Origin of the sequence: Virgisporangium aurantiacum, assembly GCF_016863635.1 — a bacterium.
GTDB lineage: Bacteria > Actinomycetota > Actinomycetes > Mycobacteriales > Micromonosporaceae > Virgisporangium > Virgisporangium aurantiacum.
In genome coordinates this window covers 111,769-134,215 of record NZ_BOPG01000003.1, presented here as the reverse complement: position 1 = coordinate 134,215, position 22,447 = coordinate 111,769, and the positions used below count along the sequence as shown (strand labels likewise).

General features: G+C 70.6%; 21 protein-coding genes. 11 read left to right on the top strand and 10 right to left on the bottom strand.

What is annotated here, in order from left to right:
• Position 1 precedes the first annotated feature (1 nt).
• On the top strand, positions 2–469 hold the full coding sequence (locus tag Vau01_RS01270; RefSeq protein WP_203986062.1) for a winged helix-turn-helix domain-containing protein: 468 nt from the start codon (positions 2–4) through the stop codon (positions 467–469).
• Here the strand turns inward: Vau01_RS01270 and Vau01_RS01265 are convergent.
• Positions 466–1,332: an LLM class flavin-dependent oxidoreductase gene (locus Vau01_RS01265; RefSeq protein WP_239151204.1), complete on the bottom strand. Its 867-nt coding sequence runs from the start codon at positions 1,330–1,332 to the stop codon at positions 466–468. The genes Vau01_RS01270 and Vau01_RS01265 overlap by 4 nt on opposite strands.
• Here Vau01_RS01265 and Vau01_RS01260 point away from each other — a divergent pair.
• The 5 genes from Vau01_RS01260 to Vau01_RS01240 all read left to right on the top strand — a co-directional run bounded on the left by Vau01_RS01260 (position 1,325) and on the right by Vau01_RS01240 (position 3,686).
• A complete protein-coding gene (locus tag Vau01_RS01260; protein ID WP_203986650.1) occupies positions 1,325–1,507 on the top strand; it encodes a hypothetical protein in 183 nt (60 codons plus the stop codon). The genes Vau01_RS01265 and Vau01_RS01260 overlap by 8 nt on opposite strands.
• Before the next feature lie 265 nt (positions 1,508–1,772).
• Positions 1,773–2,144, top strand: coding sequence for a hypothetical protein (locus Vau01_RS01255; RefSeq protein WP_203986061.1), 372 nt, complete (start codon positions 1,773–1,775; stop codon positions 2,142–2,144).
• A 26-nt stretch (positions 2,145–2,170) separates the two neighbouring features.
• A complete protein-coding gene (locus tag Vau01_RS01250; RefSeq protein ID WP_203986060.1) occupies positions 2,171–2,599 on the top strand; it encodes a hypothetical protein in 429 nt (142 codons plus the stop codon).
• A 25-nt stretch (positions 2,600–2,624) separates the two neighbouring features.
• On the top strand, positions 2,625–3,236 hold the full coding sequence (locus Vau01_RS01245) for a hypothetical protein (RefSeq protein WP_203986058.1): 612 nt from the start codon (positions 2,625–2,627) through the stop codon (positions 3,234–3,236).
• A gap of 60 nt (positions 3,237–3,296) precedes the next feature.
• Positions 3,297–3,686 carry a roadblock/LC7 domain-containing protein gene (locus Vau01_RS01240; RefSeq protein ID WP_239151203.1) on the top strand — a complete coding sequence of 130 codons (390 nt, stop codon included), beginning with the start codon at positions 3,297–3,299 and terminating at the stop codon, positions 3,684–3,686.
• Here Vau01_RS01240 and Vau01_RS01235 read toward each other — a convergent pair.
• On the bottom strand, positions 3,664–3,981 hold the full coding sequence (locus tag Vau01_RS01235; protein WP_308440425.1) for a DUF3817 domain-containing protein: 318 nt from the start codon (positions 3,979–3,981) through the stop codon (positions 3,664–3,666). The two genes, Vau01_RS01240 and Vau01_RS01235, sit on opposite strands and share 23 nt — an antisense overlap.
• A gap of 9 nt (positions 3,982–3,990) precedes the next feature.
• Entirely contained in the window at positions 3,991–4,797 is an 807-nt protein-coding gene (gene ppk2, locus Vau01_RS01230; RefSeq protein WP_203986051.1) for a polyphosphate kinase 2, read from the bottom strand.
• A gap of 57 nt (positions 4,798–4,854) precedes the next feature.
• Here ppk2 and Vau01_RS01225 point away from each other — a divergent pair, with 57 nt between their 5' ends.
• From Vau01_RS01225 to Vau01_RS01215, 3 genes are all read left to right on the top strand, one after another.
• Positions 4,855–5,913, top strand: coding sequence for a hypothetical protein (locus Vau01_RS01225; protein WP_203986049.1), 1,059 nt, complete (start codon positions 4,855–4,857; stop codon positions 5,911–5,913).
• On the top strand, positions 5,910–6,920 hold the full coding sequence (locus Vau01_RS01220; protein WP_203986047.1) for a hypothetical protein: 1,011 nt from the start codon (positions 5,910–5,912) through the stop codon (positions 6,918–6,920). The genes Vau01_RS01225 and Vau01_RS01220 overlap by 4 nt, the downstream gene beginning before the upstream one ends.
• Positions 6,921–6,998: 78 nt before the next feature.
• Positions 6,999–8,960 carry a cellulase family glycosylhydrolase gene (locus tag Vau01_RS01215; RefSeq protein ID WP_203986045.1) on the top strand — a complete coding sequence of 654 codons (1,962 nt, stop codon included), beginning with the start codon at positions 6,999–7,001 and terminating at the stop codon, positions 8,958–8,960.
• A gap of 300 nt (positions 8,961–9,260) precedes the next feature.
• Here the strand turns inward: Vau01_RS01215 and Vau01_RS01210 are convergent, their stop codons facing one another.
• A complete protein-coding gene (locus Vau01_RS01210) occupies positions 9,261–11,471 on the bottom strand; it encodes a glycoside hydrolase family 6 protein (RefSeq protein ID WP_203986043.1) in 2,211 nt (736 codons plus the stop codon).
• Between the two features lie 420 nt (positions 11,472–11,891).
• Between Vau01_RS01210 and Vau01_RS01205 the strand changes: the two genes are divergently transcribed.
• Entirely contained in the window at positions 11,892–13,601 is a 1,710-nt protein-coding gene (locus tag Vau01_RS01205) for a serine/threonine protein kinase (protein WP_203986041.1), read from the top strand.
• On the opposite strand, the gene Vau01_RS01200 is transcribed toward Vau01_RS01205, so the two are convergent.
• From Vau01_RS01200 to Vau01_RS01190, 3 genes are all read right to left on the bottom strand, one after another.
• Positions 13,594–14,385 (bottom strand): isocitrate lyase/PEP mutase family protein, encoded by a 792-nt coding sequence (locus tag Vau01_RS01200; RefSeq protein ID WP_203986039.1) that lies wholly within the window; start codon positions 14,383–14,385, stop codon positions 13,594–13,596. The genes Vau01_RS01205 and Vau01_RS01200 overlap by 8 nt on opposite strands.
• Positions 14,386–14,427: 42 nt before the next feature.
• Positions 14,428–15,762 (bottom strand): AlkA N-terminal domain-containing protein, encoded by a 1,335-nt coding sequence (locus Vau01_RS01195; RefSeq protein ID WP_203986037.1) that lies wholly within the window; start codon positions 15,760–15,762, stop codon positions 14,428–14,430.
• Between the two features lie 72 nt (positions 15,763–15,834).
• Positions 15,835–17,757, bottom strand: a complete 1,923-nt coding sequence (locus Vau01_RS01190; RefSeq protein WP_203986034.1) for an Hsp70 family protein — start codon at positions 17,755–17,757, stop codon at positions 15,835–15,837.
• 132 nt (positions 17,758–17,889) lie between these two features.
• Here Vau01_RS01190 and Vau01_RS01185 point away from each other — a divergent pair, with 132 nt between their 5' ends.
• Positions 17,890–18,288, top strand: a complete 399-nt coding sequence (locus Vau01_RS01185; protein WP_239151202.1) for a YchJ family protein — start codon at positions 17,890–17,892, stop codon at positions 18,286–18,288.
• Here Vau01_RS01185 and Vau01_RS01180 read toward each other — a convergent pair.
• The 3 genes from Vau01_RS01180 to Vau01_RS01170 all read right to left on the bottom strand — a co-directional run bounded on the left by Vau01_RS01180 (position 18,267) and on the right by Vau01_RS01170 (position 22,422).
• Complete coding sequence (locus tag Vau01_RS01180) at positions 18,267–18,794, bottom strand: hypothetical protein (RefSeq protein WP_203986031.1); 528 nt, start codon at positions 18,792–18,794, stop codon at positions 18,267–18,269. The genes Vau01_RS01185 and Vau01_RS01180 overlap by 22 nt on opposite strands.
• A 66-nt stretch (positions 18,795–18,860) precedes the next feature.
• Entirely contained in the window at positions 18,861–20,246 is a 1,386-nt protein-coding gene (locus Vau01_RS01175) for a GH12 family glycosyl hydrolase domain-containing protein (protein WP_203986026.1), read from the bottom strand.
• 37 nt (positions 20,247–20,283) lie between these two features.
• On the bottom strand, positions 20,284–22,422 hold the full coding sequence (locus Vau01_RS01170) for a glycoside hydrolase family 3 N-terminal domain-containing protein (protein ID WP_239151201.1): 2,139 nt from the start codon (positions 22,420–22,422) through the stop codon (positions 20,284–20,286).
• Positions 22,423–22,447: the final 25 nt, after the last annotated feature.

Below are 22,447 nucleotides of genomic sequence, written 5' to 3'. Positions count from 1 at the left end.
GATGCCGGATCGTCTGCTGCTTCTCGTGGTCGGCCCGCCCGCTCAGGCGGCCGGGCTGACCGAACACCTCACCGATCCGTCGCTCGACATCCGCGTCTGCGTCGACGTCGCGGAGGCGGTCCGGGTGCTCCAACTGGTGAGCCCGCCCGGACCGCGGATGGTTCGCGCCGGCGCCCTGCGGCTCGATCCGGTGGCGCAGGAGGCGGAACTGCACGGCCGGCGCATTCCGCTACCGCCGCGCGAGACCCGCCTGCTGCACCTGCTGATGACCAACGCGAACCACGTCGTGACCCGGGAACAGATCAGGGAAACGGTGTGGGGGGCCGACGAGAACAACTCGTCGAACACCATCACCGTGCACATCCAGCGGTTGCGGTCGCGGCTGGGCGAGGACCCGGAGATCATCCAGACCGTGCGGCGGCTCGGCTACCGGCTGGTGCCACCGCCGCGCCGGGCAAAGGGCAATTAGACGAGGGGACGCACGTCCCGCGCCACGAAGCGCACGAAACCCTCGGGGTCGGGGTCGTCGGGGGTGGGCTGCAGGACGACCGTGTCGGCACCCGCGTCGGCCAGGGCACGGACCGCCCGGGCGACCGTTGCCGCGTCGCCGACCACCGAGCGGTCGGCGATCGTGTCGTACTGCCAGTTGGCGCGCTCGGCCTCCATCCGTTCTTCGGCATCCGGTCCGGTGGCGGCGTGCAGATAGACCACCACCGGCACGGATTTCCGGCCGGCGGCGGCGCTGCCGGCGTCCAATATCTTTTTGGCCTCGACCACCGCTGACGGTGAGTTTCCGGCGGTGAGCACGGCGCCGTCGGACGCCTCGCCGACGAGGCGCATCGACTTCGGGCCGATCGCGCCCGCGAGGATCGGCGGCGCGGCCGGTGGCGGCCAGTCGAGGGCGACGTCGCGCAGTTGCACGTACCGGCCCTCGGTGCTGACCCGCTCGCCGGCCAGCAGCGCCTGCAGCGCCGCGATGTACTCGCGCAGCAGCGTGACCGGCGACTCGACGCGCGCGCCGACCTGGTGCATCCAGTCCTGCACGCCGTGGCCCACCGCGATGTGCACGCGCTCGGGGAAGAGGCGGGTGAGCGTGGCGATCTCCATCGCGGCGATCGCGACGTTGCGGAGCGGCACGGGCAGCAGCCCCACGCCGACGCGCAGCCGGTCGCTCCAGGCGAGGGCCGCCGCCGCGGTGGCGATGCCGCTCTCCCGGAAGCAGTCCTCCCACAGCCACAACTCCTCGAGGCCGCTCTCGTCGGCGGCGCGGACGACCGCGCGCAGCCGTTCGGGTGGGAGTTGCGGCAGGAAGACGGCGCCGAGCGTGGTCACGCTGATCAGGGTAACGGTTGCCAAGCGGGTGCATTCCGGCCGTGATCATGTGATTCGCGCGGCGCGGCGGGTGTCCGTGGCGCATGTGGTCGCAACCCGTGTGACGCCCGAAAACCCACGAGGAATCAATGCATTGACATCTGTCAATGGCGACATGGAACGGCGTATGCTCTGACCAGGAGATCTACCGCGCGTCTGCGTCTTTAACACAAGGTGACCTTGTTGGCGCATCCGTCAGACGGCTGAAGTCCCCCTCGCACGGACCGGTACGCCTGGGCTGCTCAGGCATTATTTTCCGCGGTCAGATGCGGATCTTCACCGGCCGTGAAACGCTGCGAACGGAACCCCGGCGTCGCCTGTGCCCTGTTTCCGCTGCTGGCCGGCGCGGAGACCCGTGAAGGCGGGCGTGCGCCATCAGATCTCGAACTGGGAGGCGTTCGATGGCGAACCTGGAACTCAGTCTCAAAGAATGCATGTCCATCGACGGCGCGGTCGGCGTCGCGCTCGTCGACTACACCAGCGGCATGACCCTCGGCACCGCGGGCGGCTCGGCCGAGCTCGACCTGTCGGTGGCCGCGGCCGGCAACACCGACGTGGTCCGGGCCAAGATGCGCACGCTGGAGCTGCTCAAGCTCGACGACGGCATCGAGGACATCCTCATCACGCTCGACACGCAGTACCACCTGATCCGGCCGCTGTCGTCGCGGTCGGGCAAGGGCCTGTTCCTCTACCTGGCGCTCCTGCGCAGCCGTGCGAACCTGGCCATGGCCCGGCACCAGCTGCGGCGCATCGAAGCCACACTTGAGGTCTGACCGGCCCGGGCGCACGGAGGTGCCTCGTGGCTGACCGCAGCCTGTCCCAGGTCATCGGGGACGCCGTCCGCGACTTCCGGCAGCAGGTGCCCGAGTGCATCGCTGCCGGAATGGTCGACATGTCGACCGGCATGCTCCTCGCCGTCGAGTCGGCGGAGGCGCAGCCGGCCGACATCATGGACCTCATGGCGGCCTCGACGTTCGACCTGTTCCAGGGCCGCAACGTGGCGATGATCGAGCAGCTGTGGAACGAACGGCGCGGGATCACCCCGGCCCGGCACTACTTCCAGGAAATCCTCATCAACAGCGACAACCTGGTGCACCTGTTCATGCGTTGCGACGCCAACCAGGACATGGTCGCCGCGGTCGTCTGCCGGAACCAGGTGAACGTCGGCATGCTGTTCGCCCAGGCCCGGATGGTGATGAAGTACCTCAACAGCAGCCTCAGCGATTGACGGGGGCGCCGACAGGGGCCGCGCGATGTCCGAACCACTAGCGCAGGCGCTCCGCATCTCGGGGGCGTCGATGATCATGTTGACCTCGATCGATACCCGCACCACCGTGTGGTCGGCCGGGCTGGCGCGCGTCGGTGCCGACGTGGCGGCGCTCGGCGCCGCGATCACCGAGGCCGCCGCGGAGATGGTCCGGCTGACCGCGGGGGGCTCCATCGGCAGCGGGGAGATGGACGACCTGCTGGTGACCAGCCCGGCGAACTTCCACGTGCTGCGGGTGGTCGACGGGCAGGTGGCGCACCTCGTGCTCGACCGGGGAGCGGCGAACCTGGCCATGGCCCGGCGCGAGTTCCGGCAGATGGTGGAGACGCGGTCGGCCCCGGGACCGGCACCGGCCCCGGAACAGGTGGCGCTCGAAGGGGAAGTGCTCCCCGCGTCACCCATCGATCTTGTGCCGGCAGACGCCGAACTGCCGCGACTGCCGCAACGCCGCGCGGACGCCGCGTGGGCCGACGACCCGACCGACTACCAGGCGACGGTGCCGACGCTGCCGGACTGGCTGCGCGCCGCCGCCGAGGGACCGTTCACGGACGACTCCCAGACACTCGACCGTGTGGTCGGTGGACTCCGGCGGCTGTAGATGACAACAGAAGTTACAAGTATGACTGCGAACGGAGCGGCCTCGGTGCACGATGCCGGAGTGGAAACCGTGGACCTCGTGCTCGCTGAACTGGCGCGCCTGCGGGAACTGGTGAGCGGCGTCCAGGGGTGCGTCATCGCGGGCGTCGACGGCCTGCTGGTGCTGCACGATCTTGGCAACGGCCCGGAGCCCCACGACCTGGCCGCCCTGGCCGCCGCGACGTTCGGCGTCGGCCGCCAGTGCGGGCTCGCGCTGCGCCACGGCGCGTTCCGCGAGTCGACGCTGCGCAGCCACAACGGCTACTTCACCGTGTACGCGATCGGTGACACGGCGCTGCTGGCGGTGCTGGGCGACGAGCGGCTCAACGTGGCACGCCTGCACCTGGAGGCCCGCCTGGTCACGGCGAAACTGGCGGAGCTGACGAACATCAAGGTGTACGAACCGGAGTAGCTCTTGTCGCGCGCCGTTCGGCGGCCCAGCGTTCGAAGACGACGCTGGTGAACGGCGGAATCGCGGCGGCCGCGCCGACGGCGATCCGGCCGAGCCGCCACCGTTCGTGGATGGCCACCCACAGCAGCGACGCCAGGTAGGCGACGAACAACGCACCGTGGATCGGGCCGAAGACCTTCACGCCGATCTCGTTCTCGACCACGACGTACTTGAAGAACATCCCGATCAGCAGGCCGAGCCAGGAGCATGCCTCGGCGACGGCGGTCACCCGGAACACTTTCGCGGACAGATGCACCCGGCGACTTTATGCCTTGGGCAGGGTGGCGGCGTGGTCGGGGACGTAGTTGATGTGCTTGCGGGACGGGCGCTTGTAGCCCGTCGGGGGTGGGCGTTCGGGCAGGGGGAGGTCGGGCGGTTCGACCGGGGCGTAGGGGACCGTCGACAGCAGGTGGGCGATCATGTTGATCCGGGCCCGGCGTTTGTCGTCGCTGTCGACGTCGAACCAGGGGGACGCGGGCACGTTGGTCTTGGCCGTCATCGCGTCCTTGGCGCGGGAGTAGTCCTCCCAGCGGGAGATCGACTCCAGGTCCATCGGCGACAGCTTCCAGCGTCTCATCGGATCTTCCAGCCTCGACCGGAAACGGTTCTCCTGCTCGGTGTCGCTGACCGAGAACCAGTACTTGCGGAGCATGACGCCGTCTTCGATGAGCATCTGCTCGAAGATCGGGCACTGGTGCAGGAACCGGCGGTACTCGTCCTCGGTGCAGAAGCCCATCACGCGTTCCACGCCGGCGCGGTTGTACCAGCTCCGGTCGAACAGCACGATCTCGCCGGCGGCGGGCAGGTGCTGGACGTACCGCTGGAAGTACCACTGCGTCTGCTCGCGTGAGGTGGGTGCGGGGAGGGCGACGATGCGCGCGACGCGGGGGTTGAGGTACTCGGCGACGCGCTTGATCGCGCTGCCCTTGCCGGCGGCGTCGCGGCCCTCGAAGATCACCACGAGCCGGTTGCCGGTGGACCGCACCCACTCCTGCATCGTCACCAGTTCGGCCTGCAGGCGCAGCAGTTCGGTCTCGTAGATCTTCTTCGGTAGTCGCTTCCTAGCCGTCATGGCACCACCCTCCGACGGGGTCACCCTAACCGAGCGCGTGACGGTTAGCGTGCAGGTATGCAGCCGCACCAATATCCGGCGCCGGGGTATCCGCCCGACGCGAGCTGGCCGGACGAGTATGCGCCCGTGCCTTCTCAACCCGCACCCGACGGCCCGCTGCCGTCGCCGGTGCCGGTGGCTTTCGGTGCGACGGCGGCCGGGGTGGCGGCCCTCGCGCTCCTGGTCCTGGGGGTCATGTCCCTGGTGGTCTTCCGCGCGGGTCCGGCAGACCGGAACGACGGCGATGTCATCGTGACCGTGCTGATCGTCTGGGCGAGCCTCGTCGCGGCGCTGCTGCTGGCGTACTCGATCGGGCTGATCGTCGCGGGGCGCGACGCGGGTCGGTCGGGCATCGTCTGGATCGGTGTCGCGGCCCTGCCGTGGACGATCCTGATCCCGGCCGGCATCGTCGAGATCGCGAGCCACTGGGAGGAGTACCTGTCCGACGGGTTCATCACCGTCGCGTCGGTGGTCAGCTACGCGTGCGGTGGGCTGGCGGCCTTCGGGCTGCTGACCGCGATGATCGTCCTGGGCATACCGCCCGGCCGGCGCTGGCTCGCGGCCCGGGTGCTGGCCCGCACCGGTGCGCTGTGGCCGCCGGCTCCGCTGGTCGCGGCGAGGAAGCGGTTCACGTTCAGCGCGTTCCTCGGCATGGGAGGCTGCGCCGCCCAACTGATCCTCACCCTGTTGGTGACCGAGGACGGCAACGGCCGCAGCACGTTCCTCGCCGTGTCTGCCGTGATCCTGGTGCTGCTGGTCGCCGTTCCGCAACTGCTCGGGGTGTGGGGCGGCCGGCTCGCGTTCGCCGGCCGGCGGGGCGGTGCGCACCTGGCCCGCGCGGCCGGGGTGTTCCTCATCTACGGCGTCCAGCCGTTCGTGCTGATCGGTGTGCTGAACGGGCTGGCCGGGGTGTTCGACACCGACGCGATCCTTCCGGACGCGGCCGGCGGCCCGCTGGCGGCGGTGGTGACCGCCGCGATCATGCTCGGGATCGTGCAGTACGTGGCCGGGCTGGCGGCGCTCGCCGATCCGCGCAGCGAGTTGTACCTGCGGTCCGGCGGACGAAGGCCGGGGTGACGCCCGTGGTTCAGCCGTACCGGTACGGCGCCGACCCCCGTACTTCGCCGGGCGGGGTGCCGCTCGGCATCGGTGTGACGGGTGCCGCCGTGGCGGCGCTGGCGTTCCTGGTGGCCGGCGTCATGACGATCGTGGTCCACCGCGACGGCAGCGAGCAGTTGCCCGACGACGCGCTCATCGCGGTCCTCGGCGTGTTGACGAGCGTGGTCACCGGGCTGCTGCTGATCTTCGCGCTGGGCCTGATTCTGCTCGGACAGGACGCCGGGCGGTGCGCGATCGTCTGGATCGGCGTCGGTGCCCTGCCGTGGGCGCTGGTGGTCGCGATCGACGTCGGGGGCAGCGCCTACGGTGACCGTGACCTGCACTCCGACGGGTTCGTGACGCTCAGCGTGATCACCGGGATCGGCTGCGGGGTGGGCGCGCTGCTCGGGCTGGCGGCGGCGATGATCTCCCTCGGCATCCCGCCCGGACGCCGGTGGCTGGCCACCCGCGTGCTCGCCCGCCACGAACCGGCGTGGGGGCCGCCGGCACCGCTGGTCGGCGCCCGCCGGCGGTTCACCGCCAGCGCCGTTCTCGGCATCACCGGCGGCGCGGCACTACTGGTGTTGACGCCGTTCGCGACCGAGAGTTCCGACGGCAGCGTCCCGGCCATGATCACGTGGACGATCGTGCTGGTGCTGTTCGTCGCGGTGCCGCAGGCGTTCGGGCTGTGGGGCGTGCGGCTGGCGCTGCGGGGGCGGCGGAGCGGTGCGAACGTCGCCCGGGCGGGTGGCGTCTTCGTGGTGTACGGCCTGGAGATCCTCATGGTGCTGGGCGTCTTCGACGCGATGGCGGGCATCCAGTACGACGACACGGTGCTGCCCGGCCCGGTGACGATCCCGCTGGCGGTGCTGTTCACCTGCGTGGTCGTGCTCGGGTTGGTGCAGTACGTGGCCGGCTTGGCGGGGCTCGCCGACCCGCGGACCGAGCGCTTCCTGCAGTCGGTCGGCGCTCAGCGCGTCCGATAAAGAGATCTAAATCTGGCGATCGATGGTCCGAGTGTCCATACTCATGGGAGCGCTCCCACACCCCCAGGAGGAACCCCCATGCCCGTGCTCAGAAGAGGTGGAGCCGCCGCCTTGGCTGCCACCCTCGCTCTCGGGTTGGCGGCGGCCGTGCCGTCGTTCAGCACCGGAGCATCGCCATTCGCGGCCGCGCCCGCCGCCGCGGCCGTCCCCGCCAACGACTGGCTGCACACCAGCGGCAACAAGATCGTCGACGAGGCCGGTAACGAGGTGTGGCTGACCGGCGTGAACTGGTTCGGCTGGAACGCGTCCGAACGGGTCTTCCACGGGCTGTGGTCGGCCAACATCGAGACCATCACGAAGGGCATGGCCGACCGCGGCCTCAACATCGTGCGGGTGCCGATCTCCGCGCAGTTGCTGCTGGAGTGGAAGGCCGGCCAGACCGTCGCGGCGCCGAACGTCAACACGTACGCCAATCCGGAACTCGCCGGGAAGAACAACCTGCAGATCTTCGACTACTGGCTCGGCCTGTGCGAGCGGTACGGGTTGAAGGTCATGCTCGACGTGCACAGCGCCGACGCCGACAACTCCGGCCACGTGTATCCCGTCTGGTACAAGGGAACCGTCACGTCGGAGCAGTTCTACCAGGCGTGGGAGTGGGTCACCACGCGGTACCGCACCAACGACACGATCGTCGCGATGGACATCAAGAACGAGCCGCACGGCGGCGCGAACGAGAGTCCCCGCGCGAAGTGGGACGGCAGCACCGACGTCGACAACTTCAAGTACGCGTGCGAGACGGCCGGCAAGCGCATTCTCGCGATCAACCCGAACGTGCTGATCCTGTGCGAGGGCAACGCGATCTACCCCCGCCCGGGCGTCTCGTGGGCGAGCACCACCGGGACCGACTACTACAACACCTGGTGGGGCGGCAACCTCCGCGGTGTGCGCGACTTCCCGGTGAACCTCGGCGCCAACCAGGACCAGTTGGTCTACTCGCCGCACGACTACGGCCCGCTGGTGTTCGAGCAGCCGTGGTTCCAGGGCACGTTCGACAAGAACTCGCTGACGAACGACGTGTGGCGGCCGAACTGGCTCTACATCCACGAGGGTGGGACGGCCCCGTTGCTCATCGGCGAGTGGGGTGGCCGGCTCGGCCAGGACGCCCGCCAGGACAAGTGGATGACCGCGCTGCGCGACCTGATGGCCGAGAACCACCTCCACCACACGTTCTGGTGCCTGAACCCGAACTCCGGTGACACCGGCGGCCTGCTGCTGGACGACTGGACCACCTGGGACACGCAGAAGTTGACGATGCTGGCGCCCGCGCTGTGGCGGTACAACGGCAAGTGGGTCGGGCTCGACCACCAGATTCCGATGGGCGGCGCGGGTTCCACCACCGGGATCAGCCTCGCCGAGCGCTACGCCAACGGTGGCGGCGGCGGAGACACCGCCGCGCCGACGACGCCGGGCCAGCCCACGGCCAGCGCTGTCACTGCGACCGGCGCGACCCTCACCTGGGCCGCGTCGACCGACAACGTGGGCGTCACGTCGTACGACGTGCTGCGTTCTGTCGGCGGCGGCGCGGCTTCGGTGGTGGCGACCGTTTCGGGGACCACGTATGCGGCGACCGGGCTGACCGCTTCCACGACGTACACGTTCAGCGTGCGGGCGCGCGACGCGGCCGGGAACCTGTCGGCCGTCTCGGCCGGCCGCACGGTGACCACGTCGGCGGGCGGTGGTGGCAGCGGTGCCTGCGTCGCGACGTACCGGGTCACGAACTCGTGGCAGGGCGGCTTCCAGGGCGAGGTGACGGTGCGGAACTCCAGCACCGCGACCATAAACTCGTGGACGGTGACGTGGACCGCCCCGTCCGGGGCGACGCTGAGCCAGGTGTGGAACGGGCGGCTGAGCGTGTCGGGCAGCGCCGTGACGGTCCGGAACGAAACCCACAACGGGACACTTGCCGCGACCGCGTCGACGACGTTCGGCTTCACGGGCACCGGTTCCTCCGCCGCTCCCTCCGACGTGGCTTGCGCGTAGGTTCTCTTAGATAAACGGCGCTCGATGCGGTGTGGGTTTCACACCGGATCGAGCGCCGTTCCTTGTGGTTGCCCCTATCGGGTTCGGTTTCCGCACCAGAGCGACCACAGCCTGTCCTCCGGCGCCTATCTTGCAGTTGTGGTGCCTTGATCGCCCGTATTTGCCCCTGTTTATGGCCCACCACAACTGCAAGATCGACTCGTTGGGACCGGCACGGCGGGCTCAAACGGTGAGGGCCGGCCATCCGCGGTAGCGGATGACCGGCCCTCGTTGGTGGCGGGAGGGTGCGGACAGGGGTTGTTACAGCGGCGGGTAGGCGTTCGTCATCAGCTGCTGGAACTGGGCCGAGAACCAGTGGCCCGAGAGAGGTGCGCCCGCCAGCGCGCCGGACATGCTGTTCCCGTTACGTGGGTTGCCCTGGTAGGTCGGGCTGCACATCTCGTCGAAGCCCTTGCCTTCGTCGTTCGGGATCGCCGTGGCGGATCCGTCGGACTCGCCCGGGGGCTTGATCCAGACGTAGGCGTCGATGCCGCTCGCGGGCGCGGAGCGCGGCCGCTCACCGAGGCCGGCACCGCTCTGGTTGCACCAGTTGCCCTTGTGGATACGACGGTCGATGCGGGACTGGTTCACGAACGTGTTCGGGTCGCTCGACGTGCTCGGGCCGGTGGGCCGGTTCGGGCCGCCCCAGCCGTTGCGGGACGTGTCGATCAGCATGCCGATGTTCGAGTTGAAGCCCTGCGTCACCAGCCGGGACCGGAACGCCTGAGCGAACGTGAGCTCGTCGTTGTACCGGTTCCAGTCGATCCAGGTGGTCGGCCGGAGCTGCTCGGTCACCGGGCCGATGAAGTTCTCGGACAGCGCCGAGTAGTTCGCCGTGTTGGTGATGAACCCGTGGACGTTGTTCACGGTGCTGCCGGACGCCGTGGCGGCCTGGAACAGCGTCTGGGCGGTGGGACCGAAGTTGTCGTCCCAGCCGATCCAGCCGTGGTGGCCGGCGTCGACGTAGTTGTAGACGTTCGGAACCGCGCCGAGCTTGGCCAGCGCGTAGCCCACGCCGGTCACGTAGTTGCCGTTCTGCAGCATCGTGTTGCACTGCGGGGTGGCGGTCGCCCGGCTACCGGTGTTGGTCACCAGGTTCGGCAGCGAGTCGATCTCGATGACCGCGATGATCCGCAGGTTCGCGTACGCCGGCCGGGCGAGGATCGCCGCGATCGGGTCGATGTACTCGGTGCGGTACCGGCCGATGGCGTCGGCGGGCAGTTCACCGTTGGAGGCCAGCGCGGCGCAGTCGCGGCCGGGCAGGTTGTAGATGACGATCTGGATCGCCATCGGCGTGGAGCCGTTGGCGGCGTCCTGCGTGACCGCTGCGTCGAGGTGGTCGGCCAGACCCATGCTGCCGGTGGTCGGGCTGCCGTTACCGGTGATCGCGCTGATCCGGTCGAACCAGACGCCGGTGGGCTGGGTGGCGATGCGGCTGCCGCCGGACTCCGCCCGGGCCTGGGCGGCCCACTGCGGGTTGACGTAGACGCCGGCGCCGGCGTACGGGTTGTCGACCCGTCCGTTGCCCGTCGAGCCCTGCCGCGTCACCGTGATCGCGGCGGCCGTGTAGCCGGACGCGGTTGCGGTGAACGTCGACACCTCGGTGGTGGTACCGGTCGTCGTGGTGAAGTTCACCGTGACGCCCGTCTGCCAGTTCGACGAGTTCAGCGTCACGGAGGTGGCGCTGGCCGAGTTGGCGGTGCTGCCGGTGCGGGCCAGGGCGACCGTCACCGACGACGTCGGCGCGGCGCTGAGCCGGATGCTCGACGAGCCGGAGCCACCGGACGCCAGGCTCACCGAGGTCGGCACCGCGACGATCGACGGCTGTGTGGTGCCGCCGATGCTGAACGCGACAGCCGTGCTGGTGGTGCTGAGCGCCGGCGACCCGTTGTCGTACGCGGTGGCCGTCGCGCTGTGGCTGCCGGACGCCAGTCCGGTGGCGCTGAACGTGTACGGCGAACTGGTGTCGGTGGCGACGAGGGCGCCGTCGACCCGGAACTCGACCCGGGTCACGGAGCCGCCGGCGTCACTGGCGGTGGCCGCGAGCGGCACCGCCGCACCGGCGGCGAAGCTCTGGCCGGCGGTCGGGCTGGTGAGGCTGACGGTCGGCGCGGTGTTGCCGCCACCGGGGCCGTTGCAGGCCGTCCCGTTGAGCGTGAACGCCGTCGGGTTGGTGTTCGTGCCGCTGAACGTCCCGTTGAACCCGGCGCTGACGCTCGCGCCGGTGGCCAGGTTCCCGTTGTAGCTCTCGTTGGCCGCGGTGACGTTCGCGCCGGACTGCGTGAACCGCGCCTGCCAGCCGTTGCTGATCGTCTGACCGCTCGGGAACGCGAAGCCGAGCGACCAGCTGGTCAGCGGGTCACCGGTGTTGGTGATCGTGATGTTCGCACCGAAACCGTTGCCGCCCTCCCACGACTTGGTGTACGTCACCGAGCAGCCGGGCGCCGCCTGCGCCGGACTCGATACGGCCATCAGGGCGGTCGTGCTGAGTGCGGCCGCGCCGGCGACTGCGAGCAGCCGGCGCCAGGCGGGGGGTTGTGTGCCTCTTCGGGGGTTTGTTCGAGACAGCCACAAGGCTCTGCTCATGATGCGCAGCTCCTCCGTTGCATTGGGGGTGGGGAATTGACGGTTGAGGGAACTTGTCGCATTGGTGCACGACAATGCAGCCAGCAACTTCGGGCGATTGACGCGTGGCGGCTTACTGGCGCGTAATCGCTCAAAGAGTAGGCGGGTGTAACTCCCTGAGAGTGTGGAAAGCATGCCATGGGAGCGCTTCCATGACAAGGTGACAGCGAATCAACATTGCCTTTTCTCGATCTTCACGGGCCACCGGGACCCGCTCCGACCTGCGGCTGAGCGACGCTCCTGGACGGGTACGGGTAGCATCGCGCCGTGCAGCCGTCATGGCCTTCCGACCCGGCACGGGTCAGCGGCTACCGCGTGCTCGCCCGCCTCGGTTCCGGCGGCATGGGTCAGGTCTATCTCGGCCGCGCACGCGACGGCACTCTGGTCGCGGTCAAGGTCGTTCGGGACGACGTGGCGGCGGAACTTTTCGACCGCTTCCCCCGCGAGGTGGCGGCCGCCCACCGCGCCACCGGCCGGTATCTCGCCGAACTGGTGGGTGCCGACCCGCACGGGTCACCCGCCTGGCTCGCCACCCGCTACGTGCCCGGGGTGTCGCTGTCGGAGGCGGTCACCGGGGCCGGGCCGCTGCCCGTCCCCTCGGCCCGGGCGCTGATGGCCGGGCTGGCGGCGGCGCTCGCGTCGATCCACCGCGCCGACGTCCTGCACCGCGACCTCAAACCGGGCAACGTCCTGCTGGTCGCCGACGGTCCCCGGGTGATCGACTTCGGGATCGCCCGGCTGCTCGACCTGACCCCGCTGACCGGCCCCGGCAAAATCTGGGGGAGCCCGGGCTACCTCTCGCCCGAGCAGGTGACCGATCCCGACCGCACCGGCCCGGCGAGCGACGTGTTCGCGCTGGGTGCGGTCGCCGCGTACGCGTCGACGGGCACCGGCCCGTACGGCGACGGCGACGGGCACGCCCGGATCTACCGGCTGGTCAACGGGGAGCCCGACCTGAGCCGCGTCGACCCGTCGATGCGTGAGCTGATCGCGCGGTGCCTGTCGCGCGATCCCGACGACCGGCCGACGCCGGACGAGATCATCGCGGAACTGGGAGAACCGGCCTTCGGGCCGGGCTGGCTGCCGCCGGCGGTCGCGGCGATGATCGAGGAGCGGACCACGCAACTCGCCGAGCTGATCGCGATCGCGCCCCCGGTGAGCCCCGCGCCGCAGAACGGCGGGCCGGCCGGCTCCGCGTGGCAAGATCCGCCCGGCCCGGGCATCCCGCCGGGCGAGGGGACCGCGCCGGCGACGGCGGCACCGACCCGCTTCGCCACGCAAGTGCAAGCGCCGGGGGCCGCGCAAGCGCAGGCGCCGCCCGCCAGGCCGCCCCTCGCGCACGCACCGGCCGCCGCGCACGGGCTTGCCGCCGCGCAGGCGCCGCCCGCCGCGCCGCCCCTCGCGCATGGGCCGGCCGCCGCGCGGGTGCCTGCACCCGCGTCCCCTCAAACACCGCGCCGCCGCCGCAACCTGCCGGCGGCGCTGGCTCTCCTCGGCGCGTTGGCCGTGCTCGGCGTCGCCGCCTACTTCGTCGTTCCGCGGCTCGATTCCGCCGACGACGCCGGCCCCGGCTCCGGGCCGCCGGATCCGACCGTCTCGGCCGGCGGGTCCCGGCCGGCCGACAGCCGGCCCTGCACCCGGACCGACCGTCGCGATCTTCCGTTCCACTGCGAGGTGAACACGAAGGTCGCCGGCATCGAGATCAGCCGGATCCCGCTGTACACGTCGACCGACGGCACGGACCAGCCGATCGATTATCTGACCACGCTGAACGAGCGGCAGTACTTCGTCTGCCACCGGCAGGGATCCCGGTACACCAAGGGGGAACTGGCCAACCACTGGTGGGCGCTGACCCAGGGCGACACCGGCGACAGGTTCGGCTGGGTGCCGGAGATCTACCTGCTCGGCGGCGAGAACGACGACCCGGACGGCGGGCTGCCGGTGTGCACCGACGCGCAGGCCGCCAGGGTCACCTGAGCAGGTCGTTCAGGTCGCCGTAGGGGAGGGCGTCGGCGATGCTGTCGTACGTCCCCTTCTGGAGCATTTCCGCGGTGGCCCGGGCCGCGACCGCGTACGCGGCCTGTGCGATCCCCGATCCGAGGCTGATCCGCACCGCGCCCGCGGCCGCGAACTCGGCGACGCTCGGCGCGCCCGCCCACGCCATCACGCACACCGGCAGCGGGCCGTCGGCCAGCGTCGCGATGTCATCGAGGTCGATCAATCCGGGGACGAAAATGCTGTCGGCGCCGGCATCCGCGTAGGCGCGGGCACGCTCCATTGTGGACGCCAGCCGCGTCTCCGGCGCGCCGACGCCGAGCAGGTACACGTCTGTGCGCGCGTTGATCCAGGCACGAACGCCGGCCCGGTCGGCGGCCGATCGCGCCGTCGCCAACCGCCGCGCCTGTTCCGCGGGCTCGAACAGCGCGGCGCCGTCGCGGTCCTCGATGTTGATGCCCACCGCGCCGGCTTCGAGAACCGCGGTCACCGTGTCGGCAACGGATTCGTAGCCCGCTTCGATGTCCGCCGACACCGGCACCGACACGGCCGCGACGATGCGCCGGACCGCGTCGGCCGCGCGCACGGCGCCGAGGTCGGCGTTGTCGGGAACGCCGAGCGACCACGCCACACCCGCGCTCGTGGTGGCCACCGCCGCGGCGCCGGCCTGCGCCACGATGGCCGCCGACGCCGCGTCCCACGCGTTCGGCAACAGCAACGGCTCGCCCCGGCGGTGCATGTCGGCAAATGCTTGAACTCCAGTCATGGCAACGACTCTATGGTCGCCGGCGGCCCCGCACCGGCCACATCAGGACACGTCCGCGTTCTCGGTGAGATGCGTGGCGGCGAGCGCGCGCCACGGCCGCCAGCCTTCGGCGGCGGCCGCGTCGGGCAGCGCGGGGTCGCCGAGCGGATAGGCGTCACGCTCACCCAGGCGAATCGCGACGCGCTGCGCCGTCGCGGCATTAATACCGGTGACGGACGTGAGCGCGGCGACCAGTACGTCGAGTCCGACGGAGCCGTCGAGCCGGATCCCGCCGTCGACGACCGCAGCGGCGAAGCCGGAAACCGTCGCGGCCACCTTCACGGGCAGACCGGCGGCCCGGAGGTCGGCGTCGGCGATGACCTCCGGGGCCGGGAACGCGTGCGACAGGCCGTGCGGCAGGCCGGGCACCGGCGTCCCAAATGTTTTTGCCAGAACGCCCATCAGCCGTTGCGGATCGGCGTGGTGCCGGCCGATGACGACCCGCACCGCGGCCTCGAACGGTCCCCACGCACCCGGCACCCGCAGCCCCGGCCGGGCCTTGACGAGCGGGCCGAGCACCGGGTCGGCGGCGAAGTGGGCGAGCGCGGGTTCGAGGTCGAAGTCGAGCCCGAGCATCCGCCGGACCCGTTCCATGGCGTGGATCAGCCCTTCCCAGAACGGCAGGTGGGCGTGCACCACGAGGTACCCGCCGACGCCGTGCACCTCGAGGAGGCCCGGCGCGCCGTCGAGCGTGATCGTGCGCCGGTAGGTGCCGCCTTCGACCGCCTCGACACCGGGAATCGCCTCCCTTGCGAGGAGGCCGACGGCCGCCGCCCAGTCGTAGTCGGCGGAGACGGGCAGCCGCAGGGCCAGGCCGCCGTCGGTGGCGATCCGGTCGGCCCGGCGCCGGCGGCGGCGCAGGTCCTGCGGCGAGTGCCGGAAGATCTCGCGCATCGTACGGTTGAACTGGCGTAGGCTGCCGAACCCCGACGCGAACGCCACGTCGGCGACGGTGAGGTCGGTATCGTCGAGCATGCGCCGGGCGAAGTGCGCGCGCCGCGAGCGGGCCAGCTGGTCGGGCGTGAGGCCGAGGTGCTCGTGGAACAACCGCCGCAGGTGCCGGCTCGACAAACCGAGCCGCCGGCCGAGTTCCGCTTCGGAACCGGTGTCGAGCACGCCGTCCAATATCAAACGCACCGCCCGGCACACGAGCTCCGGGGCGTTCCAGGGCACGGCACCCGCCACCCGGTACGGCCGGCACTGCAGGCAGGCCCGGAACCCGGCGGCCTCGGCGGCGGCCGGATGTTCGAAGGTGCGGACGTTCTCGGCGTTGGGGCGGGCACCGCAACCGGGGCGGCAGTAGATGCCGGTGGTTATCACGGCCGAGAAAGTCGTCATACCAACAGGTCTAGCCGATACGGTGGCCGGATGCCGGCCACATCCGGACGTGTGTCTTCAGGTCTTTGGTCTTTAGGTCTTTAGACCGCTGACCCGTGGGTAGCTGTACCACTGCAGGGCGAAGGTCTTGCCTTTCGGCGGCTTCGGGAACACCGCGTAGCTCTCCAGGGTGTCGCCGGCGGTGAGGGTGAACGTCCGGCCGCTCGGCTCGTCGGCACTGCAGCGCGTCTTCTCCGGGAACACGTTGCGCCGCTCGACCACCAGGAACGACGACTTCAATTCGGCGTCGGCGGCGCGGCACGACAGCGACCAGGGCAGGCGGGATCCGTTCCGGTACAAGAAGTTCAGCCGCAGCCGGTCCGACGTCACCTCCATGTCGACGAGGGTGATGGTGCGGTCGCCGTCCGCGTAGAACCTGCGGTCGAGGTCCACGACGTCCTTGCGCCCGAAGAGCGCCCAGAGGCCTATCGCTCCGATCGCGATCACCAGGACCACGACGGCCCCGACGGCGATGAGCCGTGACCGGGTGCGCGGGGTGTTCCGCGCGGGTTGGAACTGGTTCGTGGGCGGTTGGTACGAGCCTGTGGGCGTGGCGGCCGGCTGGTTTGCCGGCGTGGCGAGTGGCGGTTGGTATGCGCTTGTCGGCGTGGTTGGTGGTTGGTATGGGCTTGTCGGCGTGGTTGGTGGTTGGTATGGGCTTGTCGGCGTGGCGGTTGGCGGTTGGTATGGGCTGGTCTGCGCGGCTGGCGTTGGTTGGTATGGGCTTGTCGGCGTGGCCGGTGGTTGGTATGGGCTGGTCGGTGCGGCCGGCGGCGGTCGGTACGGGCTTGTTTGCGCGGCAGGCGGCGGTTGGTATGAGCCGGTGGGCGTGGCGGCCGGGGCCTGGTACGGGTCGGCCGGTGGGGGTGGCGTGTGCTCGGCCGCGCGCGTCGGCGCCCCGGCGGCCCGCAGGCCGCCCTCGGCGACGACGAGTTCGGGTTGCTCGGTGGCCGTCGGCGCGCGGCCGAAGGCCTGGACCAGCAGCGTGCTCACGAGCGGAATGCGGCTCCCGCCACCGACCAGGAAGATGCCGGCGACGTCCGTCGCGCGGAGTTGGGCGCTGTTGACCGCGGCCCGTGTGGCGTTGACGGTCGCGTCGAGGATCGGGCGGGCCAGCAGTTCGAACTGATCGCGGCCGAGCGGCACGTCGACGCCGACGAGCGGAATGTGCACCTCGGTGTGCGTGGCGCGGGAGAGCAGTTCCTTGGCGTTGCGGACGTCCTCCCACAGCAGGCGGTTGGCGCGGCGCTCCTCGGTGGTGGTCGGGTTGAGCAGCCGGGCGAACGCGCCCCCGTCCCGACCGGCGTTCGCGGCGCCGAGGTAGGCGACGATCGCCGCGTCGATGTCCAGGCCACCCGCCTGGTTCAGTCCCTCGGCGGCGATCACGTCGAACCCGGACGCCGTGCGGCGCACCACCGACGCGTCGAACGTGCCGGCGCCCAGGTCGTAGACGACGACGCAGCCGCCCACCGGAACGGCGTCACCGGAGACGGCGAGGAACGAGTCGGCCGCCGCGACCGGTTCGGCCACCATCGCCGCCGGCGCGATCCCGGCCCGCGTGGCAGCCTCGACGAGCACCTGCCGCCGGGTGTGCGCCCACGCCGCCGGATGCGTGAGCGCGACGGCGCTGATCGGACCACCGGCGACCCGCCGTGCCTCGCCGGCCACCCGGGCCAGCACCGCCGTGATCAGGTCGACCACGGGCACCTCGGTGGACCCGAGCAGCACCGCATGCTCGTCGATGCGACGCTTCGGGTTCGGCTCGAACCGGTCGGGCGACGTGCGGGCGGTGTGCACGGCGTCACGGCCCACGAGCAGCCCGCCGGCGGGGTCGAGGAAGACCGCCGAGGGCAGCGTCGGCGATCCGTCGAACAGCAGCGGGCGCACCCGGCCGTCGGGCAGGCCGAGCGCCGCCACGGTGTTGGACGTGCCGAAGTCCACACTGAGCCGGGTCACGCGGCCAATCTACTAACCTGCCGCTCCCGGCACGCTCGGCCGGGCGGGCTCTCTACACCCCCTTCGAGTGGTGGGTTCCTGACACTCTTCGTGCCGTCCGCTTGCCGTACCGCCGGCTCTACACTCCGTTGGGTGGCGAACGACGACGACCCGTGCCCGTGCGGAGGCGGCACCTACGGTGCGTGCTGCGGCCGGGCGCACCGAAGCGAACCCGCCGCCACCGCCGAGGCGCTGATGCGGTCGCGGTACAGCGCGTTCGCACTGCGGGACGCCGACCACCTGCTCCGCACGTGGCACCCGGACACCCGTCCGGACACCCTCGACCTGCCCACCGGCCGCCGGTGGACCCGCCTGCGCGTGCTCGCGACCGAGCGGGGCGGCGCCGACGACACCGAGGGAACGGTCGAATTCCGGGCACACTTCCGGGACCGCGGCGAACCCGGCGTACTGAGCGAACGCAGCCGTTTCGAGCGGGTCGACGGCGCCTGGCACTACGTCGACGGCGACGTTCACCCGTCCCAGTCGAGCTGATTCTCCGGGATCCCCTCCTTTCGTCCGTACTCCATCGCCTCGGCGCGGCCGGCGGCGTCGCCGACGCGGTAACGGAAGACCCGGCCCGCGTAGACCACGACGTGATCGTCGGGTGCGTTGACGTCCGCGTCGCCGCGTGCGTTGACGTCCGCGTTGTCGCGTGCCTTGGCGGCCGCGTCGCCGCGTGCCTTGTCGGCCGCGTTGTCGTGTGCCTTGTCGGCCGCGTCGCCGCGTGCCTTGTCGGCCGCGTTGGCGGCCGCGTTGGCGCCGACCCGGAAGTCGGCGTACCACCCCTGACCGGCGGCCAGCGCCCCGGACAGCCCGTCGACCAGGGCGTCGTACGCCTCGTCGGGCGCCTCGAAGTCGAGCAGCGTCCACACGTCCGGCTGGAACGGCGCCGTCGACGACGAGACGTCCTGCCGGCCGATCCACGTGGTGACCAGGCCGGGAATCCGCAGCTCGCTGCCGACCCGCAGGCTCTCGAGGATGATCCTTCCGGTCAACATCGGTCGATCCTCGCAGCGGGGTACGACAGAAACCCGGGCCCCGCGGTGGGGCCCGGGTCCCTGGGGTCACGGACTGGTGCAGGTCACCGCCGACGGGTTCGGCGTGGCCCCGGTGCCGGTGAAGCCGTACGTCGTGGTGGCGTTCGCGCCGAGCGCTCCGTTGTAGGTCTCGTTACGAACCGTGATGGTTGATCCGGAGACGGACGACCGCCCGCCCCAGACCTGGCCGATGTTCGAGCCGCTGGGCAGCGACCACGTCGTGGTCCAGCCGTTCAGCGTCGAGGTGCCGTTGTTGCGGACGGTCACCTCACCCTGGAAGCCGCCGCTCCACGCGTTCACCGTGCGGTAGGTCGCCGTGCACGCCCCCGTGCCGGGGTTGCCGCCGCCGGTCGGTGTGGTGACCGTGCGACCGGCCGACGCCGCCGACGTGTTGCCGGCCGCGTCACGGGCCCGGACGCTGAACGTGTACGTGGTGTTCGCGGTGAGACCGGTGGCGTTGAACGTCGTCCCGCTGGCGGTACCGATCACGGTCGGTGTGCCACCGCCGGTCGCGCGCAGCACGTCGTACCCGGTGACGCCGACGTTGTCGGTCGACGCGGCCCACGCCAGCGAGGCGCCGGTCGCGGTGACGTTGGACGCCGTGGGCTGGCCCGGCACCGACGGCGCCTGGGTGTCGCCGCCCGGGTTGCCGCCGCCGTTGACGCTCGCGGAGAACGAGGTCACCGCGAGACCGGTGCCGCCGATCCACGGCTCGAAGCCGGCCTGGATGCTGGTCAGGTACCACGAGTTGGTGATCGCCCCACGGCTGCGGACGTCGTTGATGAAGTCCAGCACGCTGAAGTTCCAACTCGTGATCGGCGACGGCGCCACGTAGGAGATGACGTTCCAGCCGGTGTTGCCGCGCCACACCTCCCAGGTGCGTCCGCCGATGGTCGTGGTTCCGACCACCGATCCGATCGGCTGGATCGACCCCTGCCGGTTGAACCAGATCATGATCTCGGTGGCGTTCTGGCCGTCGGTCCGGGGTTGCGGGTCGAGCCAGATGTCGTACGAGGCGTTGTAGGTGGCGCCGCTGACGAACGTGTAGTTGATGCTGCTGGTCGCGCTGCTGATCTGGCTCACCTGGATCGGCAGGTTGCTGCCCGTCGAGCAGTTCGTGTAGTGGCAGCCGAGGTAGACCGACGGGTACGCGGCGGGCGCGCCGTTGGTCGCGTTGTTGTGGTTCGCCTGTGTGATGGTGAACCCGCTCGTCGTCACATCGATGCACTGCGTGGTGCTCGCGCCCCAGCGGTTGTTCTGCACGACGTAGCGACCGTTCTGGATGGTGCGGGAGGCGTACTGCTCGCAGATCACCTCGGCGTTGGCGGCGGGGGCAGCCGCCATCACAGCGGTGATCGTCGAGGCGAGGACGATTCCGGTCGCTGCTAACGCGCGCAGCGTTGACCTGATCATCGAGGCTCCTTGGGGGTGTGGGGGTAAGGAACAGCGCCTAGGCGGTGGCGCAGGTGCTGCCGTTGAGGGTGAAGGACGCCGGGCGGGGGTTGCTCCCGGCGTGACTGCCGTTGAAGCCGAACGTCGCCGTCGCTCCCGGTGCCAGCGACGGGTTCCAGGTCTCGCCGGTCGCGGTCACCACGGTGCCGTTCTGGGTGACGCGCGCCGACCACGCCTGGGTGACACGTTGCCCGGCGGTGAACGTCCACTGTGTACTCCACGGGTTCACGGGCGCCGTTCCGGTGTTCGTCACCGACACCGACGCGGTGAAGCCGTTGTTCCAGTCGTTGGTCGTGTAGGTCACCCGGCACGAACCCTGCGGTTCCGGCTCGGGATCCGTCGTCGTGTAGGTGAGGCCGTGTCCGTACGGGTAGAGCGGCGCCTTGCCGTCGCCGTCGTTGATCGGTTGCTGAGACACGGATTGCATCCACGTCATCGGCAGCTTGCCGGTGGGCGCGTAGTCGCCGAACAGCACGTCGGCGACGCCCGCGCCCTCGCTGCCCGGCAGCCAACTCGCCAGCACGGCGTTCCAGTTGCCGACCTGCGACGCGATGTCGAGCGGGCGACCCGACACGAGCACCACGATCGTGGGCACGCCGGCGGCCCGCAGCCGGTCGATGGTGGCCAGATCCGTGGAGTCCAGCGACATCGAGCCGGTGCGGTCGCCCGCACCCTCGGCGTACGGGGTCTCGCCGACCACCGCGATCGCCGCCCGGTAGGAGCTGTCGATGCCGGACCCGTCGCGCGCGTAGGTCACGGTGGCCTGTGATCCGATCGCGTTGCGGATCCCCTGCAGGATCGTGGTTCCCGGGACGGTGTTGCCGCTGGCGCCCTGCCAGCTGAGCGTCCAGCCGCCGCTCTGGTTGCCGACGTCGTCGGCGCTCTTACCGGCGACGAAGATCTTTCCCGTCCTCGCGAGCGGCAGCAGGTTGCCCGAGTTCTTCAGCAGCACCTGCGACTTGCGCACCGCCTCGCGGGCGAGCGCGCGATGCGCGGCACTCCCCACGGTGGACGCGTACGACCGGTCGGCGAGCGGCTGCTCGAACAGTCCGTACTCGAACTTCTTGGTCAGGATCCTTCTGTTCGCGTCGTCGATGCGGGACATCGGGATCTGGCCGGCGTTCACCGCCGCCTTCAGGTACGTGAGGAACAGCCGCCAGTTGGTCGGCAGCATGATCATGTCGAGCCCGGCGTTGACGGCGGTCGCCACCTCCGCCTGCGTGAACCCGCGCTGGCCGTCGATCTGGTCGATGCCGGCCCAGTCGGACACGGTGAACCCGGTGAAGCCCAGTTCACCCTTGAGCAGATCGGTCACCAGATACCTGTGGCCGTGCAGCTTCTGGCCGTTCCAACTGCTGAACGAGATCATCACCGAGCCGACGCCGCGCTGGATCGCGGCCCGGAACGGCGGCAGGTGGACGGCCCGCAGTTCGGCCTCGGTCACCTGGGTGTCGCCCTGGTCGGTGCCGTTGGTGGTGCCGCCGTCACCGACGTAGTGCTTCGCGGTGGCCAGGACCTTCGGCGTGCCGTTCTGCAGACCGGTGACGACCGTGGACATCTCGCTCGCCAGCGAAGGGTTCTCGCCGAACGACTCGTACGTGCGTCCCCACCGGTCGTTGCGCGCCACGCAGACGCACGGCGCGAACGTCCAGTCCTGGCCGGACCCGATCACCTCCTCGGCCGTGGCGCGGCCGATCCGCTGCACCAGGTCGGGGTCGCGGGTGGCACCCAGCCCGATGTTGTGCGGGAAGAGCGTGGCACCGAGCACGTTGTTGTTGCCGTGCACCGCGTCGATGCCGTAGATCATCGGGATCTGCAGCGGCGTCGCCAGCGCACCGCGCTGGAACGTGTCGTACATGTCGGCCCAGCCGGCCGGGCTGTTCTGTGCCGGCGCCGATCCGCCGCCCGACAGCACCGAGCCGATGCGGTACTGGGTGATGTCGGACGCCGTGACGGCCGCCCGCTCGGCCTGGGTCATCTGGCCGAGCTTGTCGTCGAGGGTCATCCGGGCGAGCAGATCGCTGACCCGGTCGGCGGTCGGGAGGGACGGATCCTGGTAGGGGAGGGCGGCGGCGTCGGCGGGTCTGGCCGCGCTCAGGACGCTCGCGAGGAGCAACAGGGCGAGGACGCGCTTCACGCCGGCACCCCGCTTCGCTTCTCGG